Origin of the sequence: Pontivivens nitratireducens (assembly GCF_014235845.1) — a bacterium.
Taxonomy (GTDB): Bacteria; Pseudomonadota; Alphaproteobacteria; order Rhodobacterales; family Rhodobacteraceae; genus Pontivivens; species Pontivivens nitratireducens.
Genome location: NZ_JACJUQ010000017.1, coordinates 1 through 21,814, shown reverse-complemented (window position 1 = coordinate 21,814; position 21,814 = coordinate 1). Strand labels below are relative to the sequence as shown.

The 21,814-nt window shown below is 60.1% G+C and carries 36 protein-coding genes; 1 reads left to right on the top strand and 35 read right to left on the bottom strand.

The annotated features are described in order from the left end of the window. Window positions 1-137 precede the first annotated feature (137 nt). Entirely contained in the window at window positions 138-866 is a 729-nt protein-coding gene (gene modA, locus H1S03_RS14920) for a molybdate ABC transporter substrate-binding protein (protein WP_185805090.1), read from the top strand. Here the strand turns inward: modA and H1S03_RS14915 are convergent. The 35 genes from H1S03_RS14915 to H1S03_RS14740 form a co-directional block, all read right to left on the bottom strand. Then, on the bottom strand, window positions 858-1,340 hold the full coding sequence (locus H1S03_RS14915) for a PaaI family thioesterase (RefSeq protein WP_166189277.1): 483 nt from the start codon (window positions 1,338-1,340) through the stop codon (window positions 858-860). The genes modA and H1S03_RS14915 overlap by 9 nt on opposite strands. Beyond that, the gene (locus H1S03_RS14910) at window positions 1,337-2,056 is read right to left on the bottom strand and encodes an ATP12 family chaperone protein (RefSeq protein ID WP_185805089.1); all 720 of its coding nucleotides are present in this window, start codon (window positions 2,054-2,056) and stop codon (window positions 1,337-1,339) included. Before H1S03_RS14910 ends, H1S03_RS14915 begins: the two co-directional genes overlap by 4 nt. Beyond that, window positions 2,053-2,709 (bottom strand): HAD-IA family hydrolase, encoded by a 657-nt coding sequence (locus H1S03_RS14905; protein ID WP_185805088.1) that lies wholly within the window; start codon window positions 2,707-2,709, stop codon window positions 2,053-2,055. The genes H1S03_RS14910 and H1S03_RS14905 overlap by 4 nt, the downstream gene beginning before the upstream one ends. Continuing rightward, complete coding sequence (locus H1S03_RS14900) at window positions 2,706-3,749, bottom strand: RluA family pseudouridine synthase (protein WP_166189270.1); 1,044 nt, start codon at window positions 3,747-3,749, stop codon at window positions 2,706-2,708. The genes H1S03_RS14905 and H1S03_RS14900 overlap by 4 nt, the downstream gene beginning before the upstream one ends. After that, window positions 3,746-4,120 (bottom strand): fluoride efflux transporter CrcB, encoded by a 375-nt coding sequence (crcB, locus tag H1S03_RS14895; protein WP_185805087.1) that lies wholly within the window; start codon window positions 4,118-4,120, stop codon window positions 3,746-3,748. The genes H1S03_RS14900 and crcB overlap by 4 nt, the downstream gene beginning before the upstream one ends. A gap of 70 nt (window positions 4,121-4,190) precedes the next feature. Beyond that, window positions 4,191-5,501, bottom strand: a complete 1,311-nt coding sequence (locus H1S03_RS14890) for a replication-associated recombination protein A (protein WP_185805086.1) — start codon at window positions 5,499-5,501, stop codon at window positions 4,191-4,193. Between the two features lie 146 nt (window positions 5,502-5,647). Beyond that, the gene (gene rplQ, locus H1S03_RS14885; RefSeq protein ID WP_166189263.1) at window positions 5,648-6,067 is read right to left on the bottom strand and encodes a 50S ribosomal protein L17; all 420 of its coding nucleotides are present in this window, start codon (window positions 6,065-6,067) and stop codon (window positions 5,648-5,650) included. Window positions 6,068-6,250: 183 nt separating this feature from the next. Continuing rightward, window positions 6,251-7,267: a DNA-directed RNA polymerase subunit alpha gene (locus H1S03_RS14880; protein ID WP_166189261.1), complete on the bottom strand. Its 1,017-nt coding sequence runs from the start codon at window positions 7,265-7,267 to the stop codon at window positions 6,251-6,253. 157 nt (window positions 7,268-7,424) lie between these two features. Continuing rightward, window positions 7,425-7,814 carry a 30S ribosomal protein S11 gene (rpsK, locus tag H1S03_RS14875; protein ID WP_166189259.1) on the bottom strand — a complete coding sequence of 130 codons (390 nt, stop codon included), beginning with the start codon at window positions 7,812-7,814 and terminating at the stop codon, window positions 7,425-7,427. A gap of 12 nt (window positions 7,815-7,826) precedes the next feature. Then, a complete protein-coding gene (rpsM, locus tag H1S03_RS14870) occupies window positions 7,827-8,195 on the bottom strand; it encodes a 30S ribosomal protein S13 (protein WP_185805085.1) in 369 nt (122 codons plus the stop codon). Window positions 8,196-8,382: 187 nt separating this feature from the next. Beyond that, window positions 8,383-9,030: an adenylate kinase gene (locus H1S03_RS14865; protein WP_185805084.1), complete on the bottom strand. Its 648-nt coding sequence runs from the start codon at window positions 9,028-9,030 to the stop codon at window positions 8,383-8,385. Continuing rightward, complete coding sequence (secY, locus tag H1S03_RS14860) at window positions 9,030-10,388, bottom strand: preprotein translocase subunit SecY (RefSeq protein ID WP_185805083.1); 1,359 nt, start codon at window positions 10,386-10,388, stop codon at window positions 9,030-9,032. The genes H1S03_RS14865 and secY overlap by 1 nt, the downstream gene beginning before the upstream one ends. Before the next feature lie 98 nt (window positions 10,389-10,486). Further along, window positions 10,487-10,972, bottom strand: coding sequence for a 50S ribosomal protein L15 (gene rplO / locus H1S03_RS14855; protein WP_185805082.1), 486 nt, complete (start codon window positions 10,970-10,972; stop codon window positions 10,487-10,489). A gap of 138 nt (window positions 10,973-11,110) precedes the next feature. After that, window positions 11,111-11,785, bottom strand: a complete 675-nt coding sequence (locus H1S03_RS14850) for a hypothetical protein (RefSeq protein WP_185805081.1) — start codon at window positions 11,783-11,785, stop codon at window positions 11,111-11,113. Window positions 11,786-11,889: 104 nt separating this feature from the next. After that, window positions 11,890-12,075 (bottom strand): 50S ribosomal protein L30, encoded by a 186-nt coding sequence (rpmD, locus tag H1S03_RS14845; protein ID WP_166189246.1) that lies wholly within the window; start codon window positions 12,073-12,075, stop codon window positions 11,890-11,892. A gap of 3 nt (window positions 12,076-12,078) precedes the next feature. Further along, window positions 12,079-12,651, bottom strand: a complete 573-nt coding sequence (gene rpsE, locus H1S03_RS14840) for a 30S ribosomal protein S5 (protein ID WP_166189244.1) — start codon at window positions 12,649-12,651, stop codon at window positions 12,079-12,081. Between the two features lie 10 nt (window positions 12,652-12,661). Next, entirely contained in the window at window positions 12,662-13,021 is a 360-nt protein-coding gene (gene rplR / locus H1S03_RS14835) for a 50S ribosomal protein L18 (protein WP_166189242.1), read from the bottom strand. 12 nt (window positions 13,022-13,033) lie between these two features. Continuing rightward, window positions 13,034-13,567 carry a 50S ribosomal protein L6 gene (rplF, locus tag H1S03_RS14830; RefSeq protein ID WP_185805080.1) on the bottom strand — a complete coding sequence of 178 codons (534 nt, stop codon included), beginning with the start codon at window positions 13,565-13,567 and terminating at the stop codon, window positions 13,034-13,036. A gap of 13 nt (window positions 13,568-13,580) precedes the next feature. Then, window positions 13,581-13,979: a 30S ribosomal protein S8 gene (rpsH, locus tag H1S03_RS14825; RefSeq protein ID WP_185805079.1), complete on the bottom strand. Its 399-nt coding sequence runs from the start codon at window positions 13,977-13,979 to the stop codon at window positions 13,581-13,583. A gap of 12 nt (window positions 13,980-13,991) precedes the next feature. Continuing rightward, on the bottom strand, window positions 13,992-14,297 hold the full coding sequence (rpsN, locus tag H1S03_RS14820; RefSeq protein ID WP_166189237.1) for a 30S ribosomal protein S14: 306 nt from the start codon (window positions 14,295-14,297) through the stop codon (window positions 13,992-13,994). Window positions 14,298-14,313: 16 nt separating this feature from the next. Further along, on the bottom strand, window positions 14,314-14,874 hold the full coding sequence (rplE, locus tag H1S03_RS14815; protein WP_166189234.1) for a 50S ribosomal protein L5: 561 nt from the start codon (window positions 14,872-14,874) through the stop codon (window positions 14,314-14,316). After that, window positions 14,867-15,181 carry a 50S ribosomal protein L24 gene (rplX, locus tag H1S03_RS14810; RefSeq protein ID WP_166189232.1) on the bottom strand — a complete coding sequence of 105 codons (315 nt, stop codon included), beginning with the start codon at window positions 15,179-15,181 and terminating at the stop codon, window positions 14,867-14,869. Before rplX ends, rplE begins: the two co-directional genes overlap by 8 nt. Before the next feature lies 1 nt (window position 15,182). After that, on the bottom strand, window positions 15,183-15,551 hold the full coding sequence (gene rplN, locus H1S03_RS14805) for a 50S ribosomal protein L14 (RefSeq protein ID WP_166189230.1): 369 nt from the start codon (window positions 15,549-15,551) through the stop codon (window positions 15,183-15,185). A 51-nt stretch (window positions 15,552-15,602) separates the two neighbouring features. Next, window positions 15,603-15,851 (bottom strand): 30S ribosomal protein S17, encoded by a 249-nt coding sequence (gene rpsQ / locus H1S03_RS14800; RefSeq protein ID WP_166189227.1) that lies wholly within the window; start codon window positions 15,849-15,851, stop codon window positions 15,603-15,605. Window positions 15,852-15,854: 3 nt separating this feature from the next. Next, window positions 15,855-16,061 carry a 50S ribosomal protein L29 gene (gene rpmC, locus H1S03_RS14795; RefSeq protein ID WP_166189225.1) on the bottom strand — a complete coding sequence of 69 codons (207 nt, stop codon included), beginning with the start codon at window positions 16,059-16,061 and terminating at the stop codon, window positions 15,855-15,857. 640 nt (window positions 16,062-16,701) lie between these two features. Further along, entirely contained in the window at window positions 16,702-17,115 is a 414-nt protein-coding gene (rplP, locus tag H1S03_RS14785; RefSeq protein ID WP_166189223.1) for a 50S ribosomal protein L16, read from the bottom strand. A gap of 21 nt (window positions 17,116-17,136) precedes the next feature. Beyond that, window positions 17,137-17,850, bottom strand: coding sequence for a 30S ribosomal protein S3 (gene rpsC / locus H1S03_RS14780; protein ID WP_166189221.1), 714 nt, complete (start codon window positions 17,848-17,850; stop codon window positions 17,137-17,139). Beyond that, window positions 17,850-18,239 carry a 50S ribosomal protein L22 gene (gene rplV / locus H1S03_RS14775; RefSeq protein WP_166189218.1) on the bottom strand — a complete coding sequence of 130 codons (390 nt, stop codon included), beginning with the start codon at window positions 18,237-18,239 and terminating at the stop codon, window positions 17,850-17,852. Before rplV ends, rpsC begins: the two co-directional genes overlap by 1 nt. A 2-nt stretch (window positions 18,240-18,241) precedes the next feature. Then, window positions 18,242-18,520 carry a 30S ribosomal protein S19 gene (rpsS, locus tag H1S03_RS14770; RefSeq protein WP_097930426.1) on the bottom strand — a complete coding sequence of 93 codons (279 nt, stop codon included), beginning with the start codon at window positions 18,518-18,520 and terminating at the stop codon, window positions 18,242-18,244. 13 nt (window positions 18,521-18,533) lie between these two features. Then, entirely contained in the window at window positions 18,534-19,367 is an 834-nt protein-coding gene (gene rplB / locus H1S03_RS14765; RefSeq protein WP_166189216.1) for a 50S ribosomal protein L2, read from the bottom strand. Between the two features lie 94 nt (window positions 19,368-19,461). Further along, on the bottom strand, window positions 19,462-19,758 hold the full coding sequence (locus H1S03_RS14760; RefSeq protein ID WP_166189214.1) for a 50S ribosomal protein L23: 297 nt from the start codon (window positions 19,756-19,758) through the stop codon (window positions 19,462-19,464). Further along, window positions 19,755-20,375, bottom strand: a complete 621-nt coding sequence (rplD, locus tag H1S03_RS14755) for a 50S ribosomal protein L4 (protein WP_166189212.1) — start codon at window positions 20,373-20,375, stop codon at window positions 19,755-19,757. Before rplD ends, H1S03_RS14760 begins: the two co-directional genes overlap by 4 nt. Then, window positions 20,372-21,217: a 50S ribosomal protein L3 gene (gene rplC / locus H1S03_RS14750; protein WP_166189209.1), complete on the bottom strand. Its 846-nt coding sequence runs from the start codon at window positions 21,215-21,217 to the stop codon at window positions 20,372-20,374. Before rplC ends, rplD begins: the two co-directional genes overlap by 4 nt. Before the next feature lie 10 nt (window positions 21,218-21,227). Continuing rightward, window positions 21,228-21,536, bottom strand: a complete 309-nt coding sequence (gene rpsJ / locus H1S03_RS14745; RefSeq protein ID WP_097930436.1) for a 30S ribosomal protein S10 — start codon at window positions 21,534-21,536, stop codon at window positions 21,228-21,230. 80 nt (window positions 21,537-21,616) lie between these two features. Further along, the coding region (locus tag H1S03_RS14740; protein WP_488260097.1) for an EF-Tu C-terminal domain-related protein at window positions 21,617-21,814 on the bottom strand (198 nt) is incomplete at its 5' end.

Sequence of the window (21,814 nt, the reverse complement as noted above, 5' to 3'; positions counted from 1 at the left end):
AGAAATGATAGGTCAGCCCTGTTGTCTCAATATCGCGAGCCCGCGTTCTGCACTTGTGAACCCCGCCGTCCTGTGATGACGCTTCGATGAATTCGCAGGGAAAAATTTTTACCATTTAGTTGAAAGTCACCCGCAGCATGACCTTTCGCCGGTTCAAATCAGCCCTCTTCGCCGCCGTGCTGACGATGGTGTCTCCCGCACGGGCCGAATCAGTTCGCGTACTGGTCGCGGCATCCATGTCCGAGGTGATCGGCACGCTGGCCAACGACTATGCGACACGCAGCCCCGGCAGCGAAATTCAGGCGGTACATGCCGGCAGCGGTGTGTTGGCGCGCCAGATTCAACAGGGCGTACCTGCTGACCTGTATATCAGTGCGAACACAGCCTGGGTCACTTGGTTGACCGATCAGGATCTGGGCACGCAATCGCGCACCATTGCCAGCAATGCCCTGGTATGGATCGGGACCGAACCGAACCCTGCCCTCACAGCCCGAACCGGATCGGGGCGGATTGCACTGGCCGATCCTGACGCCGTGCCGGCGGGACAATATGCACGGCAAAGCCTGGTTCATTCCGGCGATTGGAGTGATCTGGAAGGTCGCCTGATCCTGGCCACGAACGTGCGGGATGCGCTGGGTTGGGTGGTGCGGGGGCACGCCCCGCACGGCATCGTCTATGCGACCGATGCGATTGAATATCCCGATCTTCAGGTGGATCGCATCGATTCAAGAAGCCACGATCCGATCACCTACGAGGCCCTGGTACTGACCCCGCGCGGGGCGGATTTCGCTGAATACCTCCTCAGCGATGCGGCGCAGGAAATCCTGTCGTCCTACGGGTTCCTGCCGCCGCCCGCTTCAGAGTGAGAACACCATACAGGTGGTCGAAGCCGTGGCATAAAGCTTGCCATCCTGCGCGCCGACGATACGCCCCTCCGCAATGCCGGTACGGCGACCGACATGGCTCGCCTCCCCTATGGCCAGCACTTCGTCGGAATCGGAAAACAGCGGCCGAATGACGTTCACCTTGTATTCCAGCGTCGTATAGCCCAGCCCGACGGGTAGCATCGTCTGCACCGCGCAGGCCATGCAACTGTCCAGAAGCGTTCCGAACCAGCCGCCGTGGATCGTGCCGATGGGGTTCATCGCCTTGAAGGACGGCTTTCCGCGAAAGGTCACCTTGCCCTCGACGGCTTCTTCCATCCAGTAATCCAGCGTCTTGCTGATGGGCGGCGCGGGAAGCTCCCCCCTCTGGATCGCCTGGATGAATTCCAGGCCGCTCATTGATGCGATGGTTTCGCGACTGGCGAGGTCTTCTGCCTTGTCGACGTGAAGGATCATACGGTTCTCTCCCGAGTCAATTTTAGAAAATGGTATGCATGCCCAAGGGCCGTGGCCTTGCGCGCGCGGTTCTCCACGGCCTCGTCATCCGCGCCCCAGAACCGCTCCTGCCAGAGGGCGTCCAACTCGGAGAGGCGCACCGCCTCATCCGGGTCGATGCGCCCTTCCAGCAAGGCAAAGCCCAGAACGAGGCTGCCGGGCAGCGTCACGAAGTCATGAAATGCTGTCAGGCTGAAGGGGTCCAGTGCCTCCGTCGCCTCGCGCAGAACGGACAGCGACGTGACCGGCTGGGGGCGGGGAACCAGACCGACGATGCGCAGCAGGGGCGCGCGCAGATGCTGTTCGGCCCACTCCAGATGAGGCTCCCAGTGTTGCGCCTGTTCCTGAACCAGACTGTCCGGCCCATCCGCCCGGTAGCACAGCAAATCCGTATCGCCGTATTCGACGAGCATGTCCACGATTGCCGAACGCTGGGGCACGACCTTGTCTATGGTCGAATTTGCCGCGCGGGTCAGGGGCATGGTGTTGGGAACGATCACGTCCACCTGCGCCTGCCATTCGTCTGCTATGCCCTGCGCCAGCGCGGCGGTCGGCACGATCAGTGGGGATTTGCCCGGAGTGCGGATCGCACGTCCGTCCAACGCGACCGAAAAACCATCCTCGACGCGCGTGACGGAGGCATCGCCCCAGAAACGTTTCTTCTTCCACTCGCTCATGTCAGCAACGGCACCAGTTCGTCAAAATGTGTCAGAATGTCGGAGGCCCCCGCCTGCCGTAGCTGCGCCTCGGGGTGATACCCCCAGGTGACGCCGATGCTGCGCACGCCTGCAGCGCAGCCCATTTCGATATCGAACGTCGTGTCGCCGATCATGATCGCATCCGATGGCGCGACACCTGTTTCGAACAGCGCCGTTTCGATCATCGAGGGGTGCGGCTTCGACGGATGCCCGTCAGCGGTCTGGACCGTGCTGAAGAAGTGCCCCAGACCGTGCGCGGCAAAGACATGATCGACCCCACGTCGCGCCTTGCCCGTGGCCACGCCCAGCAACCATCCCTGCGCTGCCAGTGCCCCCAGCGCATCGAGCGCACCGGGGTAAAGCGGCACCGACGCCTCCCCACCCGTTTCAGCGCGCAACGCGATGAAAGCCGTGCGATAGGCATCGACCAGAGCAGCAATCGCATCGGGTGTAACATTAGCCGGTGCCAGGCGATCCATCGCCTGCGGCAGGCTCAACCCTACGATGGACAGTATATCCGCGCGGGTCGGGGGCAGCATGTCCAACCGTTGAAAGGCCGAAACCATCGCCCCAACGATCAACGCCTGTGAATCGATCAAGGTGCCGTCCATGTCGAATATCGCCAGCTTCATTCCAGTTCCTCGAACGGATCCCCCGCGACGCCCTTCGTCTCCCATCCGAACGTGTCCCATGTGCGGGCCATATGCTCGGACAGGGGCGCGGTAAAGCTGAGGGCGGAGCCATCGACCGGGTGCTGGATAAAGACGGAGCGGGCGTGCAAGTGCAGTTTGCGACTGATTGCACCGCCCAGCTGCGCGCCCCAGCCGTCGCCCTCATTCGTCTGACTGTTGCCGCCATACTTGCCGTCGCCGATGATTGGATGGCCGATTTCCGCCATGTGAACGCGCAATTGGTGCGTGCGCCCGGTGATCGGGCTGAGCGCGACCCAGGCGGCGCGCTGCCCCGCCCCCTCCATCACCATGTAATCGGAGACGGCCCGCTTCGCGCCCTCGGTCGTGTTCACCTGATTGGGATGGACCGCGATCATCTTCTCACCCGCGCCATTGGGGCCGTGCCCGCCGGACTTGACCAGACCGTAATGGATGGTTCCCGCCCGTGGATTGGGCATTCCCGCCACGACGGCCCAGTAGATCTTTCGCGTGCGTCGGGCCTGAAACCCACGGGCGAGCGCAGCAGCGGCGCGACCGGTGCGGGCCATGATCAGAACGCCCGATGTGTCACGATCCAGCCGATGAACCAGACGTGGCGGCGTGTCCGCGTCGAACCGGATCGCATCCGCCATGCCGTCGATATGGCGCGTCTGCCCCGATCCGCCCTGAACCGCCAGACCGGCAGGCTTGTTCAGCACGATCACGTGCTCATCCTTCCACATCACCGCATCGCGGATCATCTGTGCGTCGGCATCGCTGATCTGCGGGCGCGTATGCACCGCGGGGGCGTTCGCGTCAGGCAGTGGCGGCAGACGCAGCACCTGCCCCTCGGCCAGGCGCGAATTGGATTTCACCCGCCCACCATCCAGGCGCACCTCACCCTTGCGGCACATCTTCTCGATGCGTCCTTGCGTAATCTGGGGGAAACTCTTTCGGATCCAGCGATCCAGACGCTGACCTTCCGCCTCCGCATCCAAGGTTATGGTCTGTACGCCGCTCATGTGAAGATCGTCCTTGCTACCGCTGCGCCCGCGAATATCGCCCCTACGCCCAGCAGGACACTTGCCATCGCATAGCCCCCCGCCAGTCCGAAACGGCCCTCTTCGATCAGGCGCATCAGATCGAGGGAGAATGTGGAAAATGTGGTGAACCCGCCCAGCAGGCCCGTGGTCAGAAACAGCGATACCTGCGCATTGCCAACCCCGCGCCGGACAAGCCAGATCGCCGCAACCCCCATGAGGAAGGAGCCCAGCACGTTCACGCCCAGCGTCACAGTCGCAAAATCGGACAGCCCGACACGGATCGCCAACCGACCCGCCAGATAACGCAAGGCCGCGCCGATCGCACCGCCCAGGGCGACCACCCAGATCATGATGATATCACTGAAATGTTCATGCGCCTGTCTACGCTTGAGACAGGCGAAACTTCAAGAGCGCGCCCATTCACTCCGCCTCGTTCCGGCGGGCCCGCAATTTAGCGAAATACTCGACCCGCTTTTTCAGCTCACGTTCTGCACCACGCTCAACCGGTACGTAATACACCCCGCGTCGCATCGTTTCGGGGAAGTAGTCCTGACCCGAGAAGCCATCCTCCGCATCGTGATCGTAGGCATAGCCGGCCCCATAGCCCTCATCCTTCATCAGACGTGTCGGGGCGTTGAGGATATGTTTGGGCGGCGGTTCGGAGCCGTGAGCCTTGGCCGAGGCCATCGCCGCCTTGTAGGCACTGTATCCCGCATTGGATTTCGGCGCGAGCGCGAGGTAGATCACCGCCTGCGCCAGTGCCAGTTCGCCCTCGGGGCTTCCCAACCGTTCATAGGTGTCCCAGCCTTGCAGGCACACCGCCTGCGCCTGCGGATCGGCCAGGCCGATATCTTCCACCGCCATACGGGTGATCCGGCGGGCCAGATAACGCGGCTCCTCGCCCCCCTGAAGCATTCGCCCCAGCCAGTACAGCGCCGCATCCGGGTCCGAGCCGCGCACCGATTTGTGCAGAGCAGAAATCAGATTGTAATGCTCCTCGCCCGACTTGTCGTATTTGCTTGCGCGGCGGGTCAAACGCGATGTCAGGGCCTCAATGCCCACCGGCTCACTGGCCCCCCAACTCAGCACCTGCTCAGCCAGGTTGAGCAAGGCCCGTCCGTCGCCATCGGCCATTTCGGTCAGCGCCTCACGCGCGGGGCCGTCCAATGGCAAGGCCCCGTCGGATTTCTCCACCCGTTGCAAAATCCGTTCCAAAGCCGTCAGATCGAGCCGTTTGAGCGTGATGACCTGTGCCCGGCTCAACAAAGCGGAATTCAGTTCGAAACTTGGATTCTCGGTCGTGGCCCCGACCAGCACGATCGTGCCGTCCTCCATATGCGGCAGGAACCCGTCCTGCTGAGCCTTGTTGAACCGATGGATTTCATCGACGAACAGCAGGGTGCCGCCGCCATTGGCGCGCCGAATCTTCGCCGCTTCAAAGATTTTGCGTAAATCGGGGACGCCTGTGAAAATGGCGCTGATCTGCACGAAACTCAGATCCGTTTCCGCCGCCAGAAGCCGCGCGATCGTGGTCTTCCCCACGCCCGGAGGCCCCCAGAAAATAACGGAGCCGAGATTGCCCGCCGCAAGCATCGCGCCCAGCGGACCCTGCGGCCCCAATGCGTGATCCTGACCAATCACCTCGGCCAAGGTCGCAGGGCGCATACGATCCGCCAGCGGACGCGGCATGTCCCGTCCTGCGGGCGTGGAGGTGTCGAACAGATCAGCCATGACCAGCAGATAGTCCTGCGAAAGAGAATGCGCAAATTCGGATTTGATGCCGTTGCCGCCACCTGGTTGCCGCCACTTGCGAGAACCGGAACGAAAAACCCCGGCACAATGGCCGGGGTTTGGAATGTCGAAGGGTGCGGTCGGCCTTACTCGGCGGCGGCATCCTCGGCGGCGACACGCGCCTTATCACCGGCACCTTTCGCGGAGGTGTCGCGATCAACCAGCTCGATGATCGCCATCGGAGCCATGTCACCATAGCGGAAACCGGCCTTCAGAACACGCGCGTAACCACCGTTGCGGTCGGCGTAACGCGGTCCGAGGATGTCCATCAGCTTCGCGACGGCGTGATCCTGCTTCAGCTGAGCGTGGGCCAGACGACGACCGTGCAGGTCGCCCTTCTTGCCCAGCGTGATCAGCTTGTCGATGATCCGCTTCAGTTCCTTCGCCTTAGGCAGGGTGGTCTTGATCTGCTCATGCTCGATCAGGGACACAGCCATGTTCGCGAACATCGCCTTGCGGTGCTCGTGGGTCCGGTTGAGTTTGCGGTAGCCATTACCGTGACGCATATTTCTATTCCTTCTATACTTTTATGCTTTGTCCGGCGGTCCATGCGTGGTGGCCGCTCTCCTTGGGGCGTGATTGCCCAGTGGTGTATTCTAGCGACCTGCCCCGGACCTGGTCCGGGGCCGCTCGCGATGTCAGTGCCACGCGCCGGATCGGGTCCGGGGCAATTCTGATCGGTTAACCGATCAGAATTGGTCTTCGTACTTCTTGGCCAGATCCTCGATGTTCTCAGGCGGCCAATCGACGATGTCCATGCCCAGATGCAGGCCCATTCCGGTCAACACTTCCTTGATCTCGTTCAAGGATTTGCGGCCAAAGTTCGGCGTGCGCAACATTTCCGCCTCGGTCTTCTGGATCAGATCGCCGATATAGACAATGTTGTCGTTCTTCAGGCAGTTCGCGGAACGGACGGACAGTTCCAACTCGTCCACTTTCTTGAGCAGAAGCGGGTTGAACTCCAGATCGTCCTCTTCCTCGGCGCGCGTTGCGGCCTCGGGCTCGTCGAAGTTGACGAAGACGTTGAGCTGGTCCTGAAGAATGCGGGCCGCATAGGCGATCGCATCATCAGGGGAAATCGAACCGTCGGTTTCGACGCTCAGGGTCAGCTTGTCATAGTCGAGCACCTGCCCCTCGCGGGTCGGCTCCACCTTGTAGCTGACCTTGCGCACCGGGGAGAACAGCGCATCGACGGAGATCAGGCCGATCGGAGCATCCTCGGGGCGGTTCTTGTCCGCCGCGACGTAGCCCTTGCCGTTTTCGACCGTCAATTCCATGTAGACGGAGGCACCATCGTCGAGGTGACAGATCACGTGGTCCTTGTTCAGAACCTCGATTCCCGCACTCTCGGAAATGTCTGCGCCCGTCACCAGACCCGGTCCCTTGGCGGAGATCGACAGACGCTTGGGTCCGTCCACTTCCATCGAGAGGGCAACGCCCTTGAGGTTCAGAACAATGTCTGTCACGTCTTCCCGAACGCCGGCCACGGACGAGAATTCATGCAGAACGCCGTCGATTTGCACGGATGTGATCGCGGCACCCTGAAGCGAGCTCATCAGCACGCGACGCAGAGCGTTGCCCAGCGTCAGGCCGAAGCCACGCTCCAGCGGTTCTGCCGATGCCGTCGCAAAGCGCTTGGGATCGTTGCCCGGCTTGATGTCGAGCCCGGAGGGGCGGATGAGCGCCTGCCAGTTCTTGTGGATCATCTAATATCCTCCATACCAGTTCCCTGCCGGATCCTTTGCCGGGAACGCCCGAGGGATTCACCAAGTTCGAAGTCATCCATCGCAATGCTGGCTTCAAACGGGTTGGAGTGCGGGCAGGTCCTGCCTGCACGCACCCCAGATTCGATAGTGTCGCGGATCAGACGCGGCGACGCTTCGGCGGACGGCAGCCATTATGTGCCATCGGGGTCACGTCACGGATCGCCGTGATGGTGAAGCCAACGGCAGCCAAGGCGCGCAGTGCGCTTTCACGACCGGAGCCGGGACCCTGCACTTCGACGTCGAGCGTGCGCATTCCATGCTCCTGCGCCTTGCGGCCGGCATCCTCGGCAGCAACCTGAGCGGCGTAAGGGGTCGATTTGCGCGATCCCTTGAAGCCCATGGTGCCCGACGAGGACCATGCAATCGCATTGCCCTGCGCGTCGGAGATCAGGATCTTCGTGTTGTTGAACGAAGAGTTCACGTGCGCGACGCCTGCCGAGATGTTCTTGGAGACTTTTTTCTTCGCGCGTACTTTTTCACGAGCCATGTCTAAGCCTCCTTATTTCTTCTTGCCGGCAATGGCCTTCGCGGGGCCTTTGCGGGTGCGGGCATTCGTGTGGGTCCGCTGACCGCGCACGGGCAGACCGCGACGATGACGCAGGCCGCGATAGCAGCCCAGATCCATCAGACGCTTCACGTTCATCGAGTTTTCACGACGAAGATCACCCTCGACGGTGAAGTTCGCGTCGATGTGCTCACGCAGTTTCAGGGCATCCGCATCGCTGAGATCGTTGACGCGCGTCGTCGGCGCAATGCCGGTCGCTTCGCAAATCTCAACTGCGGAAGAACGGCCAATGCCGTGTACGTAGGTGAGAGCGATCTGCACCTGCTTGTTCGTCGGGATGTTAACGCCTGCAATACGCGCCAAGGATATTCTCCAGTCCGGTTGCGGTTCCGTGATCCCAGAACCTTTTTTCACAACGAAGGACCACCGTCATGATTGCCGATGGTCCGATAGAAAGATTCCGTGGAATCTGATTCTCCCACTCAGGGGGAAGGCGCGCTTTATAGCGGACCTTCCCCGCACGTCAATGCCGAAGTTACAGACAAAGGGATCAGGCGCTCAACGCGCCATCTACACGCGCCTTGACCTCATCTATCGCACCCAGCCCGTCGATCGAGCGCAGCTTGCCGTGGGCATAGTAATACCCGATCAGCGGCGACGTCTCGCGGTAATATGTCAGGAGCCGGTTGCGCATGGCGTCTTCGTTGTCATCCGCGCGCCGGGTAAATTCCGTACCGCCACACTTCACACATTTGCCATCCTCGGGGATCGGCCGGGTCTGATCGTGATAGACCTCACCACAGGTCGCGCAGGTTGCGCGCCCCGTGACCCGCGCAACGAGAGCGTCGTCGTTCACGCGCATCTCGATCACAGCCTGCAAAGTCTGACCCTGCTTCTCCAACAGCTCACCCAGGGCGTCGGCCTGCGCCAATGTGCGCGGGAACCCGTCGAAGATAAAGCCGTTGCCGCCCTCATCCGCGGTGAGACGTTCCTCGATCAAGCCGATGACGATTTCATCCGTGACCAGATCGCCACGCGCCATGACCTCGGCCACGCGGTTGCCCATTTCGGTGCCGGAGCTTTTGGCCGCCCGCAACATGTCCCCGGTCGAAAGCTGCACCAGTCCACGTTCCTCGACGAGAGTTCGGGCCTGCGTGCCCTTGCCCGCGCCTGGCGGTCCAAGCAAAATTATGTTCATCAGTGGCGTCCCAGTGTTTTTTTCTTGCGCGTACCTTTACCACCCAGCTTCGATTTTTCAATGAGGCTTTCGTATTGATGGGCAAGCATGTGGCTTTGAATCTGACTGACCGTATCCATTGAGACGGACACGACGATCAGCAACGACGTACCGCCGAAGTAGAACGGAACCGCCAGTTGCGAGATCAGCAGCTCAGGCAGCAGGCAAACGGCGACCAGATAGGCGGAGCCGATGACGAGCAGGCGCGACACGACATAATCCAGATATTCGGCAGTTCGCTTGCCGGGACGCAGACCGGGCACGAACCCGCCCTGTTTCTTGAGGTTGTCCGCGACATCCTCTGTCTTGAACGCCACGTTCGCCGTGTAGAAATACGCGAAAAACACGATCATCCCGCCGAAGAACAGCAGGTTGAGCGGTTGTCCACGCCCCAGATAGGCGGAAATGTAGCTCAGCACGCCCGAACCACCACCGGCGGAGAACGTAGCCACCGTCTGCGGCAGCAACAGCAGCGATGAAGCAAAGATCGCGGGAATCACGCCAGCCGGGTTCAGCTTGATCGGCAGATGAGAGGACTCACCGCCATACATCTTGTTTCCGACCTGGCGGCGCGGATACTGAATGTGAACCTTGCGCAGCGCCCGTTCCATGAACACCACGAAGGCGATCACGACAACAGCCATGATGATCACCCCGATGACGACACCCGCGCTGATGGCGCCGGTCCGGCCCGCTTCGAAAAACTGGGCAAGAGCGGCGGGAAGCTCCGCGATGATGCCGACGAAGATGATCAGCGAGATCCCGTTGCCGATCCCGCGGGCGGTAATCTGCTCGCCCAGCCACATCAGGAACATCGTGCCGCCGACCAGGGTGATGACGGTCGACGCGCGGAAGAACCAGCCCGGATCGAGCGCAAGCCCACCGGATTCCAGCCCAACAGCGATGCCGTAGCCCTGGAACAGCGCCAGCAGGACGGTGCCGTAGCGGGTGTACTGGTTGATCTTGCGACGCCCCTGCTCACCCTCCTTCTTGATCTGTTCCAGTCGCGGCCACATCGAGGTGAGCAACTGAACGATGATCGAGGCCGAGATATACGGCATGATCCCCAGCGAGAAGACCGCCATCCGGCTGATCGCGCCGCCGGTGAACATGTTCACCATGCCGCCCAGCCCGGACTGCGCACTTTCGAAGAATTCGCGAAGCTGTACCGTGTCGATGCCGGGAACCGGAATATATGTCCCGATGCGATAGACGATGAGAAGTGCGAGGGCGAACAGGATGCGCTGTTGCAGCTCCTTGGCCTTGCCAAAGGTGCTCCAGCTCATGTTCGCGGCCATCTGTTCCGCTGCGGATGCCATCTGTGGCCCCTCCATGATTGCGCCGCCGAACCGGGATGGCTCAGGCGGCGCGAAAGTTCAGTGGTAGATGTAGAGGGCGCAGCACGCCCCCACAACCTTCATTCCGCCGACGCTTCGTCCGCTGCCGCAGCCGTGATCGTCACGGAGCCGCCAGCCTTCTCGATCGCCTCGACCGCACCCTTGGAGGCGCCGGTCACGTGCAGCTTGACGGCGGACGAGATCTCGCCCTTTGCCAGAACGCGCACACCGTCCAGCTTGCGACGCACCAGACCGGAGGCAATCAGTGCATCCTCATCAATGTCTGCCTTGATGTCCAGCTTGCCCGCATCAGCGAACTTCTGGATCAGGCCGATGTTGATGACGGCGTATTTCTTGGGGTTCGGCACGTTGAAGCCGCGCTTGGGCAGACGCTGGTAGAGCGGCATCTGGCCACCCTCGTAGCCATTGATCGCCACACCCGAGCGGGATTTCTGACCCTTGATACCACGGCCACCCATCTTGCCCTTGCCGGAGCCGGGGCCGCGCCCGATGCGCTTCTTGGATTTCGTTGCGCCGGGATTGTCGCGCAGTTCATTGAGTTTCATGTCGCTCTCCTATTGCCGGATACGCCCACCGAGCGAGAAACGGGGACCACGGCGTTGCCAGATTCGTCGCTTTATATGCGACTAGCGCCGTATAGAGGCCAACTTCCCAACTAGCAAGCAGCCTTCGATAAGATGCGGCTACTTCGGTGGTGCCCCCCCCAATTCAACGATCCTATCTTGAAGTGCATTAAGGATGCTAGCTTGCTCCCTGTCCGGTGTAGAGTCGTGCCGCAAAGCCATTATCGCCTCAATTAACACGTCTACAGCTTTCGCATGCTTACCCTTTGCAACCCATGTCTCAGCTTTGCGCCGGAGCAATTCGGCCCGCAGACTGTCTCGTCCTGATCTTAAGCGAGATATCGCTCGCTCTGTCTCAGAAACGTCTTCACCGTAGTCCATTAGCTTTGTCAGGCGATCAATGCCCTTGTTGAAGCCGCCAAGTTTTGCCGCATCCGTATTGCCATCTTCCGCCTTCTGGTTTGCCACAAAAATTGCGTCCGAAATCTCGCTTTGAATTACCTCTCTCTCGACCCTATCAATTTGCTTTAAGGTCTCAGATGGAGCAGGAGTAATCGTTGAGATTCCCTTCGTTTCAAAGTCTTTCAAAATCAAACAATGTCTTCGTGCGTCGCTAATACGCGACAATTTCGTATCGGCCTTTTTGCTTCGGTCAATAATCTCTTGGGACGACAATAGGATCCGAATGGAGTCGGCCAATCTAGGTTTATGCTCATATTCACATGCATCACAAAAGCCGATGCTAGAAACCTGCTGAAACCATCCGCCTTTTTTGCAATAGATGCACTTGGCCAATCGCCCGCTCCTCGCCTAGAACCACTGAATTCCATCATCATCAAACGAAAAAAAGCCCCAGTAAATACCGGGGCTTTCTAATGCTGCACAAAAAAGCGGAAAGCTCACGCCTTCTCTTCGACGATCTCCACCATGTGGGGGAGTTTCGCGATCATGCCGCGTACCGAAGGAGTATCCTCCAGTTCGCGGGTCTTGTGCATCTTGTTCAGGCCCAGACCCTTGAGGGTGGCGAGCTGATCCTTGGGGCGGCGGATCGGGGAGCCGATCTGCTTGATGACGATGGTAGCCATGTCTTATGCCTCCACCGTCTCTTCGACGTCAGCCGGAGCTGCGTCGGGATTGCCCAGGATATCCCCGACCTTCTTGCCACGACGCTGCGCGACCTGACGTGGAGAGGACTCCTTGGTCAAACCGTCCAGCGTGGCGCGGATCATGTTGTAGGGGTTCTGCGACCCGGTGGATTTCGCCACCACGTCCTGAATTCCCAACATCTCGAACACGGCGCGCATCGGGCCGCCGGCGATGATGCCGGTACCCTGAGGAGCGGTCCGCATCACGACCTTGCCAGCGCCATGACGGCCCTGCATGTCGTGGTGCAGCGTCCGACCCTCACGCAGGGGCACACGGATCATCGAGCGCTTGGCGCTCTCCGTGGCCTTGCGGATGGCCTCGGGAACTTCCCGTGCCTTGCCCTTGCCGAAGCCGACGCGGCCCTTCTGATCCCCTACAACGACGAGAGCTGCAAAGCCGAAGCGCTTACCACCCTTCACCGTCTTGGAAACCCGATTGATCGCAACGAGGCGATCGGCGAATTCCGGGTTCTCGTCGCGATCGCGACCGCCCCGGCGATTGTCTTCACGTGCCATTATCGCCTCCTCAGAACTTCAGGCCGCCCTCGCGGGCAGCATCCGCGAGTGCCTTGACTTTCCCGTGGAACAGGAAGCCACCACGGTCGAAATAGACGGTTTCGACGCCCTTTTCCTTCGCCCGCTCGGCAATCGCGGCGCCAACCTTCGCGGACGCTTCGACGTTATTCTTGCCCACGACACCCAGACCCGGCTCCAACGTGGAGGCGGATGCGAGGGTCACGCCCTGAACGTCGTCGATGATCTGCACCGAGATGTTCTTGGACGAGCGGTGGACGCTCAGGCGGGGACGGCCATTCGCCGTCTTCCGCAGTTTGTTCCGGACGCGCAGGCGGCGCTTCTGGAACAGATCACGTTTGGAATTTGCCATGTGAAACGCTCCTTACTTCTTCTTGCCTTCCTTACGGAAGATAAATTCATCTTTGTATTTGATGCCTTTACCCTTGTAAGGTTCGGGTTTGCGCCATTCGCGGATATTTGCCGCGACCTGCCCGACCAATTGCTGATCGGACCCCTCAACGGTGAGTTCGGTCGGCTTGGAGGCCGTAACCGTAACACCCTCGGGGATCTCGAAGTCCACGTCGTGGCTGTAGCCGAGCGACAGTTTCAGGACCTTGCCCTGAACTGCGGCACGATAACCAACGCCGTTGATTTCGAGTTCTTTCTTGAAACCGGTGGTGACACCCTGCACCAGGTTCGCAACCTGGGTCCGGGACATTCCCCACTGCTGCCGTGCGCGCTTGGACTTGCCACGCGGCATAACAGAAACGGCGTTCTCCTCGATCCGCAAATCGACATCGTCGGTTGCGGTGAAGGAACGGACGCCTTTCGGCCCCTTTACTTCGATCGTCTGACCCGAAACGGTAGCGCTGACGCCACCGGGAAGGTCGATCGGTTTTTTCCCGATACGAGACATTGTCTACCCTTCCTTAAAATACGGTGCAGAGCACTTCGCCACCAACATTGGCGGAACGTGCCTGCGCGTCGGACATAACGCCACGCGGGGTGGAAACGATGGCCACGCCGAGGCCCTGACGGACCTGCGGAATTTCCTTGACGCCCGAATACACGCGACGACCGGGGGTCGAAACGCGCTTCAGTTCCCGGATGACCGGGGCGCCGTCGAAATATTTCAGCTCGATGCGCAGGGCCGGATGGCCGTCTGCACCGGTAATCGCCTCGTAGCCGCGGACATAGCCCTCGGCAACCAGAACGTCGAGCACCCAGGCGCGAACCTTGGACGCGGGCGAAACCACGGAGGTCTTGCCACGCATCTGCGCGTTGCGAATGCGGGTCAGCATATCGCCGAGAGGATCGTTCATAGACATATCAAATCCTCCTTACCAGCTGGACTTAACCATGCCGGGGATCTGCCCGATCGAGGCATAATCCCGCAGCGCGATCCGGCTCATCCGCAGCTTACGATAGTAAGCGCGCGGGCGACCGGTAATTTCGCAGCGGTTGTTGAGACGGGTGGGCGACGAGTTGCGCGGCAGCTTTGCAAGCTCCATACGCGCCTTGAACCGCTCGGAGCGATCCAGGGACTCATCATTTGCACGGGCTTTCAGCTCCGCACGCTTATCGGCATATTTGGCAACGAGACGCTCGCGCTTCTTTTGCCGCTCGATCATGGATTTCTTCGCCATATCTTGTCTCCGCGGCTCAGCTGGTGAAGGGCATGTTGAATTGCTTCAACAGCGCTCTGGCTTCGGCATCGGTCTTTGCGTTGGTGCAAATCACGATATCCATTCCCCACATCTGATCGACCTGGTCGAAGTTGATCTCGGGGAACACGATGTGCTCTTTCAGGCCCATGGCATAGTTGCCACGACCGTCGAAGCTCTTGCCGGAAACGCCACGGAAGTCGCGCACGCGCGGCAGAGCCACGTTCACGAGACGGTCCATGAAGTCATACATGCGGTCGCCACGGATCGTGACCTTGACACCCAGGGGCATCTCTTCACGAACCTTGAAACCCGCGATGGATTTCTTGGCCTTGGTGATGACCGGCTTCTGACCTGCGATCTTCATCAGATCGTCATGCGCTGCCTTGATCTTCTTGGAGTCGGCAACCGCCTCACCAACACCCATGTTCAGGACGATCTTGTCCAGACGAGGGATCATCATGTCGTTCTTGTAGGAAAACTCTTCCTTCAAGGCCGCACGGATGGTGTCACGGTACAGCGTCTTGAGACGCGGGGTGTAAGTCGCTGCATCAAGCATTGATCGTCTCCCCGGATTTCTTTGCGAAACGCACCTTCTTGCCGTCTTCCATACGGAAGCCGACGCGGGTTGCGCCACCATCCTTGGGATCGACGAGCGCGAGGTTGCTCAGCTGGATCGGCGCCTCTTTCGAGATGCGGCCGCCCTGCGTGTCCTGCGTTTGACGGGTGTGGCGGATCGCGACGTTGATGCCGGAAACGACAGCCTTGCCGGCCTGCGGCATCACTTGGGTGATCTCACCCTCGCGGCCCTTGTCCTTGCCGGCAAGCACGACGACCTTGTCGCCTTTGCGGAGTTTGGCAGCCATCTTACAGCACCTCCGGGGCGAGCGAGATGATCTTCATGAAGTTTTTGGCGCGAAGCTCACGCACAACCGGTCCGAAGATCCGGGTGCCGACGGGCTCGCCTGCCGTGTTCAAGATCACCGCGGCGTTGCGGTCAAAACGGATAGCCGTACCGTCCTCGCGACGAACTTCCTTGGCTGTGCGAACGACGACGGCCTTGCGGACGTCACCCTTCTTTACACGGCCCCGAGGAATCGCCTCTTTCACGGACACGACAATGATGTCGCCGACGGAAGCGTACTTACGCTTGGACCCGCCGAGAACCTTGATGCACTGAACCCGGCGCGCGCCGGAGTTGTCAGCAACATCCAGGTTTGTCTCTACCTGAATCATAGGTTGTCTCCCGACCTGTGGGGATTATCCCCACGGTTTCGTTGATGTCGGTTATTCGGCGGACGCGGCTGCGTCTTCCAGAACTTCCCAACGTTTCGTCTTCGAACGCGGCGCACATTCGATGATGCGAACCGCATCGCCGACCTTGTACGTGTTGTTCTCGTCGTGCGCCCGGTACTTCTTGGACGAACGGATCACCTTGTGAAACAGCGGGTGCGTGGTCGAGCGGCCAACCTGTACGGTGATGGTCTGCTCGTTCTTGTCGCTGGTCACGACGCCAGAGAGAATACGCTTAGGCATCGATCACTCCTCGCCAGCCGCGGCAGCGGCTTTCTGATTCAATACGGTCTTCACGCGCGCGACGTCACGACGGACGGTGCGGATACGTGCGGTGTTTTCCAACTGGCCCGTGGCCCCCTGGAAGCGGAGGTTGAAGGCCTCCTTCTTCAGCGCGACGAGCTGATCCTTCAGCTGGTCAGGCGTCTTGTCTCGCAATTCAGCGGCGTTCATGCCGTCTTCCTTTCAAACATCACCGGAGTGCCCAAAATCGGGTGACACTGATTCCGGTGGATTCAATGATTGAGTGGTCGCAATAGGGGGGAATGGGCGTATTGGCAAGCGAGAATCTAGATAGAGTCAAGACTGTGATCATGTTACAGCGAGCGACAGTTTTAAGGCGGAAACTTGCCGATAAATGGCTCGTATTTGTGTTTTGTTCTACAGAAAAGAATTCGCGGAAATTTTAGACGATAAAAATCAACGACTTAGGCGCCGAATGTGGATTCGCATTTGGCATAAGAAACGAGTAATATGTGGGACGCGGGGTGCAACCCGCGTCCCTATCCGATGACACCCATATGGAGTATGTTTATGTCAATCGAAACCTATCTGAGCGATCTGGATTTGAATCGTATCAGATTTCGCCGCACCAGCCTAACTTTTCGTGAAGCTAAAGCCGTATGGCTACTGCGATTTAGGGGCACACACACACACGTTATCGCCGCAATGCTAGGTACGAATCCTGGCCGTGTGTCTGATGTTCTTAAAGGAAAAGAGCATGTTGGATCGCGTGACGCAGCGATGAACATCTATATTGGCAAGTCGCTAATATAGTCTCAGTTGGGCCCGCCGCAAAAGCGGGCCCAATCTTTTACCAGTCTTCACGCTCGATGAAGCGGCATTTGACCGGCAGCTTCATCGCGGCAAGGCGCAGGGCCTCGCGTGCGATCGGCTCGGAAACACCGTCGATCTCGAACATGACGCGGCCCGGCTTGACCTTGGCTGCCCAGTAATCGACCGAACCCTTACCCTTACCCATCCGGACTTCGGTGGGCTTCGACGTGACGGGCACGTCGGGGAAGATGCGGATCCAGACCCGGCCCTGACGCTTCATGTGGCGCGTCATGGCACGACGGGCTGCCTCGATCTGACGGGCGGTGACGCGCTCTGGCGTCGTTGCCTTCAGACCGAACTGGCCGAAGTTCAGCTCGGAGCCACCCTTGGCATTGCCATGAATGCGGCCCTTGAACTGCTTACGAAATTTCGTGCGCTTTGGCGAAAGCATGTGTTCTCTCCTTCACGCGGCTCAGCGGTCGCGACCGCCGGGACGACCACCAGGGCGGCCACCGGATTGCAGTTCTTCGTGACGACGATCACGCGCGGACGGATCGTGATCCATGATCTCACCTTTGAAGATCCAGACCTTGATGCCGATGATGCCGTAGGCAGTCTTGCCCTCGACATGTGCGTAATCGATATCGGCCCGCAGGGTGTGCAGGGGCACGCGGCCCTCACGATACCATTCGGTCCGCGCGATCTCCGCGCCGCCCAGACGACCCGCTGCGTTGATCCGGATGCCCAGGGCACCCATGCGCATGGCGTTCTGAACCGCACGCTTCAGCGCACGACGGAACGAAACACGACGCTCAAGCTGCTGGGCGATGTTCTCCGCGACCAGACGCGCGTCGATCTCCGGCTTGCGGACCTCGACGATGTTCAGGTGCAGTTCGCTGTCGGTCAGCTTCGCAAGTTCCTTGCGCAGCGTCTCGATGTCAGCACCTTTTTTACCGATGATCACACCAGGCCGCGCGGCATGGATGGTCACGCGGCACTTGCGGTGAGGACGCTCGATGATGATCCGGCTGATGCCAGCCTGATTCTGGTTCTTGTGGATATACTCACGGATCTTGATGTCTTCGTGAAGAAGCCCACCGTAATCCTTCGTATCCGCATACCAGCGGCTGTCCCAAGTACGGTTGATCTGCAGGCGCAGACCGATTGGGTTGATTTTATTTCCCATTAGGCTTGCTCCTCGACTGCGCCGACCTGGCGAACCTTGATCGTGACCTGGCTGAACGGCTTCAGGATCTTGCCGAAGCGGCCACGTGCCCGCGGACGTCCGCGCTTCATGACCATCGTCTTGCCAACATATGCCTCAGCAACGACCAGTTCGTCCACGTCGAGACCGTGGTTGTTCTCGGCGTTGGCGATGGCGGACTGAAGGCATTTCTTCACATCTGCCGCGATCCGCTTCTTGGAGAAGGTCAGATCGACCAGCGCCTTGTCGACGGGCTTGTTCCGGATCATCTGAGCCACAAGGTTGAGCTTCTGCGGCGAGGTGCGCAACATCGAGCTGATCGCGATCGCCTCGTTATCCGCGGCGCGGCGGGGGTTCTTTGTCTGTCCCATGATTACTTCCGCTTCGCTTTCTTGTCCGCCGCGTGACCGTAATAGGTCCGCGTGGGCGAATACTCACCGAATTTCTGGCCGATCATATCCTCGGTCACGTTGACCGGGATGTGCTTCTTGCCATTGTAGACGCCGAAGGTCAGACCCACGAATTGGGGCAGGATCGTCGAACGACGGGACCAGATCTTGATGACCTCATTGCGACCGGATTCCCGCGATTTCTCAGCTTTCTTGAGAACGTAGGAATCGACGAACGGGCCTTTCCAGACTGAACGTGCCATGTGTCAGGCCTCCTTATTTCTTACGCTGGTGGCGCGACCGCAAGATATACTTGTCAGTCGTTTTGTTGGTGCGGGTGCGTGCACCCTTGGTCGGCTTGCCCCACGGGGTCACCGGGTGACGACCACCCGAAGTCCGGCCTTCACCACCACCATGCGGGTGATCGATCGGGTTCATGACGACACCACGGACAGAAGGACGGATGCCCTTGTGCCGGTTGCGGCCCGCTTTACCCAGGTTCTGGTTCGAGTGGTCGGGGTTGGAAACCGCACCCACCGTCGCCATGCATTCCTGACGCACCAGGCGCAGCTCGCCCGAGGACAGGCGCAACTGCGCGTAGCCACCGTCACGACCGACGAACTGAGCGTAGGAGCCCGCAGCACGTGCGATCTGACCGCCCTTGCCCGGCTTCAACTCGATGTTATGAACGATCGTACCGATGGGCATGCCGGTGAAGGGCATCGCATTGCCCGGCTTCACGTCGACCTTCTCACCCGCGACGACCATATCGCCAACGGCGAGGCGCTGCGGTGCAAGCACGTAGGCCTGCTCACCATCGGTGTATTTCAGGAGGGCGATGAACGCCGTCCGGTTGGGATCATACTCGATCCGCTCCACTGCCGCGGACACGTCGAACTTGCGACGCTTGAAATCCACGATCCGGTAGAGACGCTTCGCCCCGCCGCCCTTGCGGCGCATGGTGATCCGTCCGGTATTGTTCCGGCCGCCGTTCTTCGTCAGACCCTCGGTGAGGGACTTGACGGGGCGACCTTTCCAAAGCTCCGAACGGTCGATCAGAACCAGCCCGCGCTGGCCAGGCGTTGTCGGCTTATACGACTTCAATGCCATCTTGCTGTCATCCGTTTGCTTCGTCTTGAAAATTGCACGGCCCCCGCCGCATGGGCGAGGGCCGTGAGTCGTTGCTCTCTAGCAGAGGTCCAACTCAGAGGCCAGTGCTGACGTCGATAGAATTACCTTCCTCCAACGTCACATATGCCTTCTTCACGTCCTTGCGGGTGCCGAGGCGACCGCGGAACCGCTTGACCTTGCCTTTGGTGACGGTGGTGTTGACCGCCTTCACCTTGACGTTGAACAAACCTTCGACCGCTTCCTTGATCTGGGGCTTGTTCGCGTCGATCGCCACTTCGAAAACCACCGCATTGGCCTCGGAGGCCAGCGAGCTTTTTTCCGTGATGATCGGACGACGAATCACGTCGTAGAGTTCTGCCTTGGCGCTCATTTCAGTCGAGCCTCCAGTGCTTCGACGCCCGCTTTGGTCAGAACCAGCGTATCCTTCTTGAGGATATCGTACACGTTGGCACCGATGCTCGGCAGAACGTCGAGGGTTTCAATGTTGCGCGCTGCGCGGGCGAAGTTGTCGTCCACGTCCGCTCCGTCGATGATCAGCGCGCGCTTCCAGCCCAGCTTGTTCAGACGCTTGGACAGCTCGGCCGTCTTCGCTTCCGTCATTGCCGCGCTTTCGATCACGACCAGCTCACCGGCCGTCATCTTGGCGCTGAGCGCGTGACGCAGGCCCAGCTTGCGGAACTTCTTGGTCAGATCGTGACCGTGGCTGCGCGGGGTCGGACCCTTGTAGACACCACCCTTGCGGAAGATCGGAGCCTTGCGGGAACCGTGACGTGCGCCGCCGGTGCCCTTCTGACGATAGATCTTCTTGGTCGAGTAGCTGACCTCCGAACGACCCTTGACCGAGTGCGTACCCTGCTGGGCACGTGCACGCTGCCAACGAACCATGCGGTGCAGAATGTCTGCGCGCGGCTCCAGCCCGAAGACGGAATCGTCCAGCTCGATCGAGCCTGCCGAACCGGCATCGAGGTTGATTACGTCGAGTTTCATTTGTCCTCACCCCCTTCTTCAGGTGCGGCGTCCTCAGTCGCGGCTTCCGCCTCGGCTGCTTCGATCGCGGCCTGCTCCTCAGCGGCGGCTGCCGCTGCGGCTGCTTCTGCCTCGGCTGCTGCTGCGGCTTCTGCCTCGGCTGCGGCCTTCGCGGCTTCCTCGGCGGCGGACTTCAGCGCGGCGGGAAGGATCACGTTCTCGGGCAGCGGCTTTTTCACCGCATCCTTGATCGTCACCCAGCCACCCTTGGAGCCCGGAACCGCGCCCTTGACCATGATCAGGCCACGGTCGCTGTCGGTCTTGATGACTTCCAGGTTCTGGGTCGTCACGCGGGCGGAACCCATGTGACCGGCCATCTTCTTGCCCTTGAAGACCTTGCCCGGATCCTGACACTGACCGGTGGAGCCGTGCGAACGGTGGGAAACGGACACACCATGCGACGCCCGCAGGCCGCCGAAGTTGTGGCGCTTCATCGCACCTGCAAAACCCTTACCGATCGAGGTGCCGGCAACGTCCACATATTGACCAGCGAAGTAATGATCCGCGGTGATTTCCTCACCGACACCGATCATGTTGTCTTCGCTGACGCGGAATTCGGCCAGCTTGCGCTTGGGCTCGACCTTCGCAACGGCGAAGTGACCCCGCATGGGCTGGCTGACGTTCTTCGCCTTCACATTGCCGACGCCGAGCTGAACGGCAGTGTAGCCGTCCCGATCCGCGGTGCGCTGTGCGACGACCTGACATCCATCCATCTGAAGCACGGTGACAGGGATCTGCCGTCCGTCTTCCATGAACAACCGGGTCATGCCCAGTTTCTTAGCGATTACTCCGGAACGCAACATTTTCGCCCCCTCAGAGCTTGATTTCAACGTCCACACCAGCGGCGAGGTCGAGCTTCATCAGCGCGTCCACCGTCTGGGGTGTCGGATCGACGATATCCAGCAGGCGCTTGTGCGTGCGGATCTCAAACTGTTCACGGCTCTTCTTGTCCACGTGGGGACCGCGAAGAACGGTAAACTTCTCAATCTTGTTCGGCAGCGGGATAGGACCGCGGACCGTTGCACCTGTGCGCTTGGCCGTAGAGACGATTTCCTGCGTGCTGGCATCCAGTACGCGGTAATCGAAGGCCTTGAGCCGGATGCGAATGTTCTGACCGTTCATTGGGGTCGCCTCATTCATCAACGTGTTCAAAGAGCGTGGCCGGGGTCATCCCCGGCCACAATTCGGGTCGACGAGTATGCTTACTCGTGGATTTTGGAGACGACGCCAGCGCCGACGGTGCGGCCGCCTTCGCGGATGGCGAAGCGCAGCTTCTCTTCCATCGCGATCGGCTGGATCAGCTCCACGTCGAACTTCAGGTTATCGCCAGGCATCACCATCTCGGTGCCCTCGGGAAGGATCACCGTGCCGGTCACGTCCGTCGTGCGGAAGTAGAACTG

Coding starts and splice junctions, on each gene's coding strand:
- rpmC (WP_166189225.1), bottom strand. CDS start 16,061: ATGAACGCCGCTGAATTGCGAGACAAGACGCCTGACCAGCTGAAGGAT.
- H1S03_RS14880 (WP_166189261.1), bottom strand. CDS start 7,267: ATGATCCACAAGAACTGGCAGGCGCTCATCCGCCCCTCCGGGCTCGAC.
- rplD (WP_166189212.1), bottom strand. CDS start 20,375: ATGAAACTCGACGTAATCAACCTCGATGCCGGTTCGGCAGGCTCGATC.
- rplE (WP_166189234.1), bottom strand. CDS start 14,874: ATGCTTGATGCAGCGACTTACACCCCGCGTCTCAAGACGCTGTACCGT.
- rplF (WP_185805080.1), bottom strand. CDS start 13,567: ATGTCTCGTATCGGGAAAAAACCGATCGACCTTCCCGGTGGCGTCAGC.
- rplQ (WP_166189263.1), bottom strand. CDS start 6,067: ATGCGTCACGGTAATGGCTACCGCAAACTCAACCGGACCCACGAGCAC.
- H1S03_RS14900 (WP_166189270.1), bottom strand. CDS start 3,749: ATGAGCGGCGTACAGACCATAACCTTGGATGCGGAGGCGGAAGGTCAG.
- rplB (WP_166189216.1), bottom strand. CDS start 19,367: ATGGCATTGAAGTCGTATAAGCCGACAACGCCTGGCCAGCGCGGGCTG.
- secY (WP_185805083.1), bottom strand. CDS start 10,388: ATGGCATCCGCAGCGGAACAGATGGCCGCGAACATGAGCTGGAGCACC.
- H1S03_RS14760 (WP_166189214.1), bottom strand. CDS start 19,758: ATGAGCGCCAAGGCAGAACTCTACGACGTGATTCGTCGTCCGATCATC.
- rpmD (WP_166189246.1), bottom strand. CDS start 12,075: ATGGCTACCATCGTCATCAAGCAGATCGGCTCCCCGATCCGCCGCCCC.
- modA (WP_185805090.1), top strand. CDS start 138: ATGACCTTTCGCCGGTTCAAATCAGCCCTCTTCGCCGCCGTGCTGACG.
- rpsC (WP_166189221.1), bottom strand. CDS start 17,850: ATGGGAAATAAAATCAACCCAATCGGTCTGCGCCTGCAGATCAACCGT.
- H1S03_RS14890 (WP_185805086.1), bottom strand. CDS start 5,501: ATGGCTGATCTGTTCGACACCTCCACGCCCGCAGGACGGGACATGCCG.
- rpsQ (WP_166189227.1), bottom strand. CDS start 15,851: ATGCCTAAGCGTATTCTCTCTGGCGTCGTGACCAGCGACAAGAACGAG.
- rpsS (WP_097930426.1), bottom strand. CDS start 18,520: ATGGCACGTTCAGTCTGGAAAGGCCCGTTCGTCGATTCCTACGTTCTC.
- rplR (WP_166189242.1), bottom strand. CDS start 13,021: ATGGCAAATTCCAAACGTGATCTGTTCCAGAAGCGCCGCCTGCGCGTC.
- rplV (WP_166189218.1), bottom strand. CDS start 18,239: ATGGGACAGACAAAGAACCCCCGCCGCGCCGCGGATAACGAGGCGATC.
- rpsN (WP_166189237.1), bottom strand. CDS start 14,297: ATGGCGAAGAAATCCATGATCGAGCGGCAAAAGAAGCGCGAGCGTCTC.
- H1S03_RS14915 (WP_166189277.1), bottom strand. CDS start 1,340: ATGATCCTTCACGTCGACAAGGCAGAAGACCTCGCCAGTCGCGAAACC.
- rpsH (WP_185805079.1), bottom strand. CDS start 13,979: ATGTCTATGAACGATCCTCTCGGCGATATGCTGACCCGCATTCGCAAC.
- rplO (WP_185805082.1), bottom strand. CDS start 10,972: ATGAAACTCAATGAACTGCGCGACAATCCCGGCGCAACGAAATCCAAG.
- rplP (WP_166189223.1), bottom strand. CDS start 17,115: ATGCTTTCGCCAAAGCGCACGAAATTTCGTAAGCAGTTCAAGGGCCGC.
- crcB (WP_185805087.1), bottom strand. CDS start 4,120: ATGATCTGGGTGGTCGCCCTGGGCGGTGCGATCGGCGCGGCCTTGCGT.
- rpsK (WP_166189259.1), bottom strand. CDS start 7,814: ATGGCTCGTGAAAAAGTACGCGCGAAGAAAAAAGTCTCCAAGAACATC.
- rpsE (WP_166189244.1), bottom strand. CDS start 12,651: ATGGCACGTGAAGACAATCGCCGGGGCGGTCGCGATCGCGACGAGAAC.
- rplC (WP_166189209.1), bottom strand. CDS start 21,217: ATGTTGCGTTCCGGAGTAATCGCTAAGAAACTGGGCATGACCCGGTTG.
- H1S03_RS14905 (WP_185805088.1), bottom strand. CDS start 2,709: ATGAAGCTGGCGATATTCGACATGGACGGCACCTTGATCGATTCACAG.
- H1S03_RS14910 (WP_185805089.1), bottom strand. CDS start 2,056: ATGAGCGAGTGGAAGAAGAAACGTTTCTGGGGCGATGCCTCCGTCACG.
- H1S03_RS14865 (WP_185805084.1), bottom strand. CDS start 9,030: ATGAACATAATTTTGCTTGGACCGCCAGGCGCGGGCAAGGGCACGCAG.
- rplN (WP_166189230.1), bottom strand. CDS start 15,551: ATGATTCAGGTAGAGACAAACCTGGATGTTGCTGACAACTCCGGCGCG.
- rpsJ (WP_097930436.1), bottom strand. CDS start 21,536: ATGAACGGTCAGAACATTCGCATCCGGCTCAAGGCCTTCGATTACCGC.
- rplX (WP_166189232.1), bottom strand. CDS start 15,181: ATGGCTGCCAAACTCCGCAAAGGCGACAAGGTCGTCGTGCTTGCCGGC.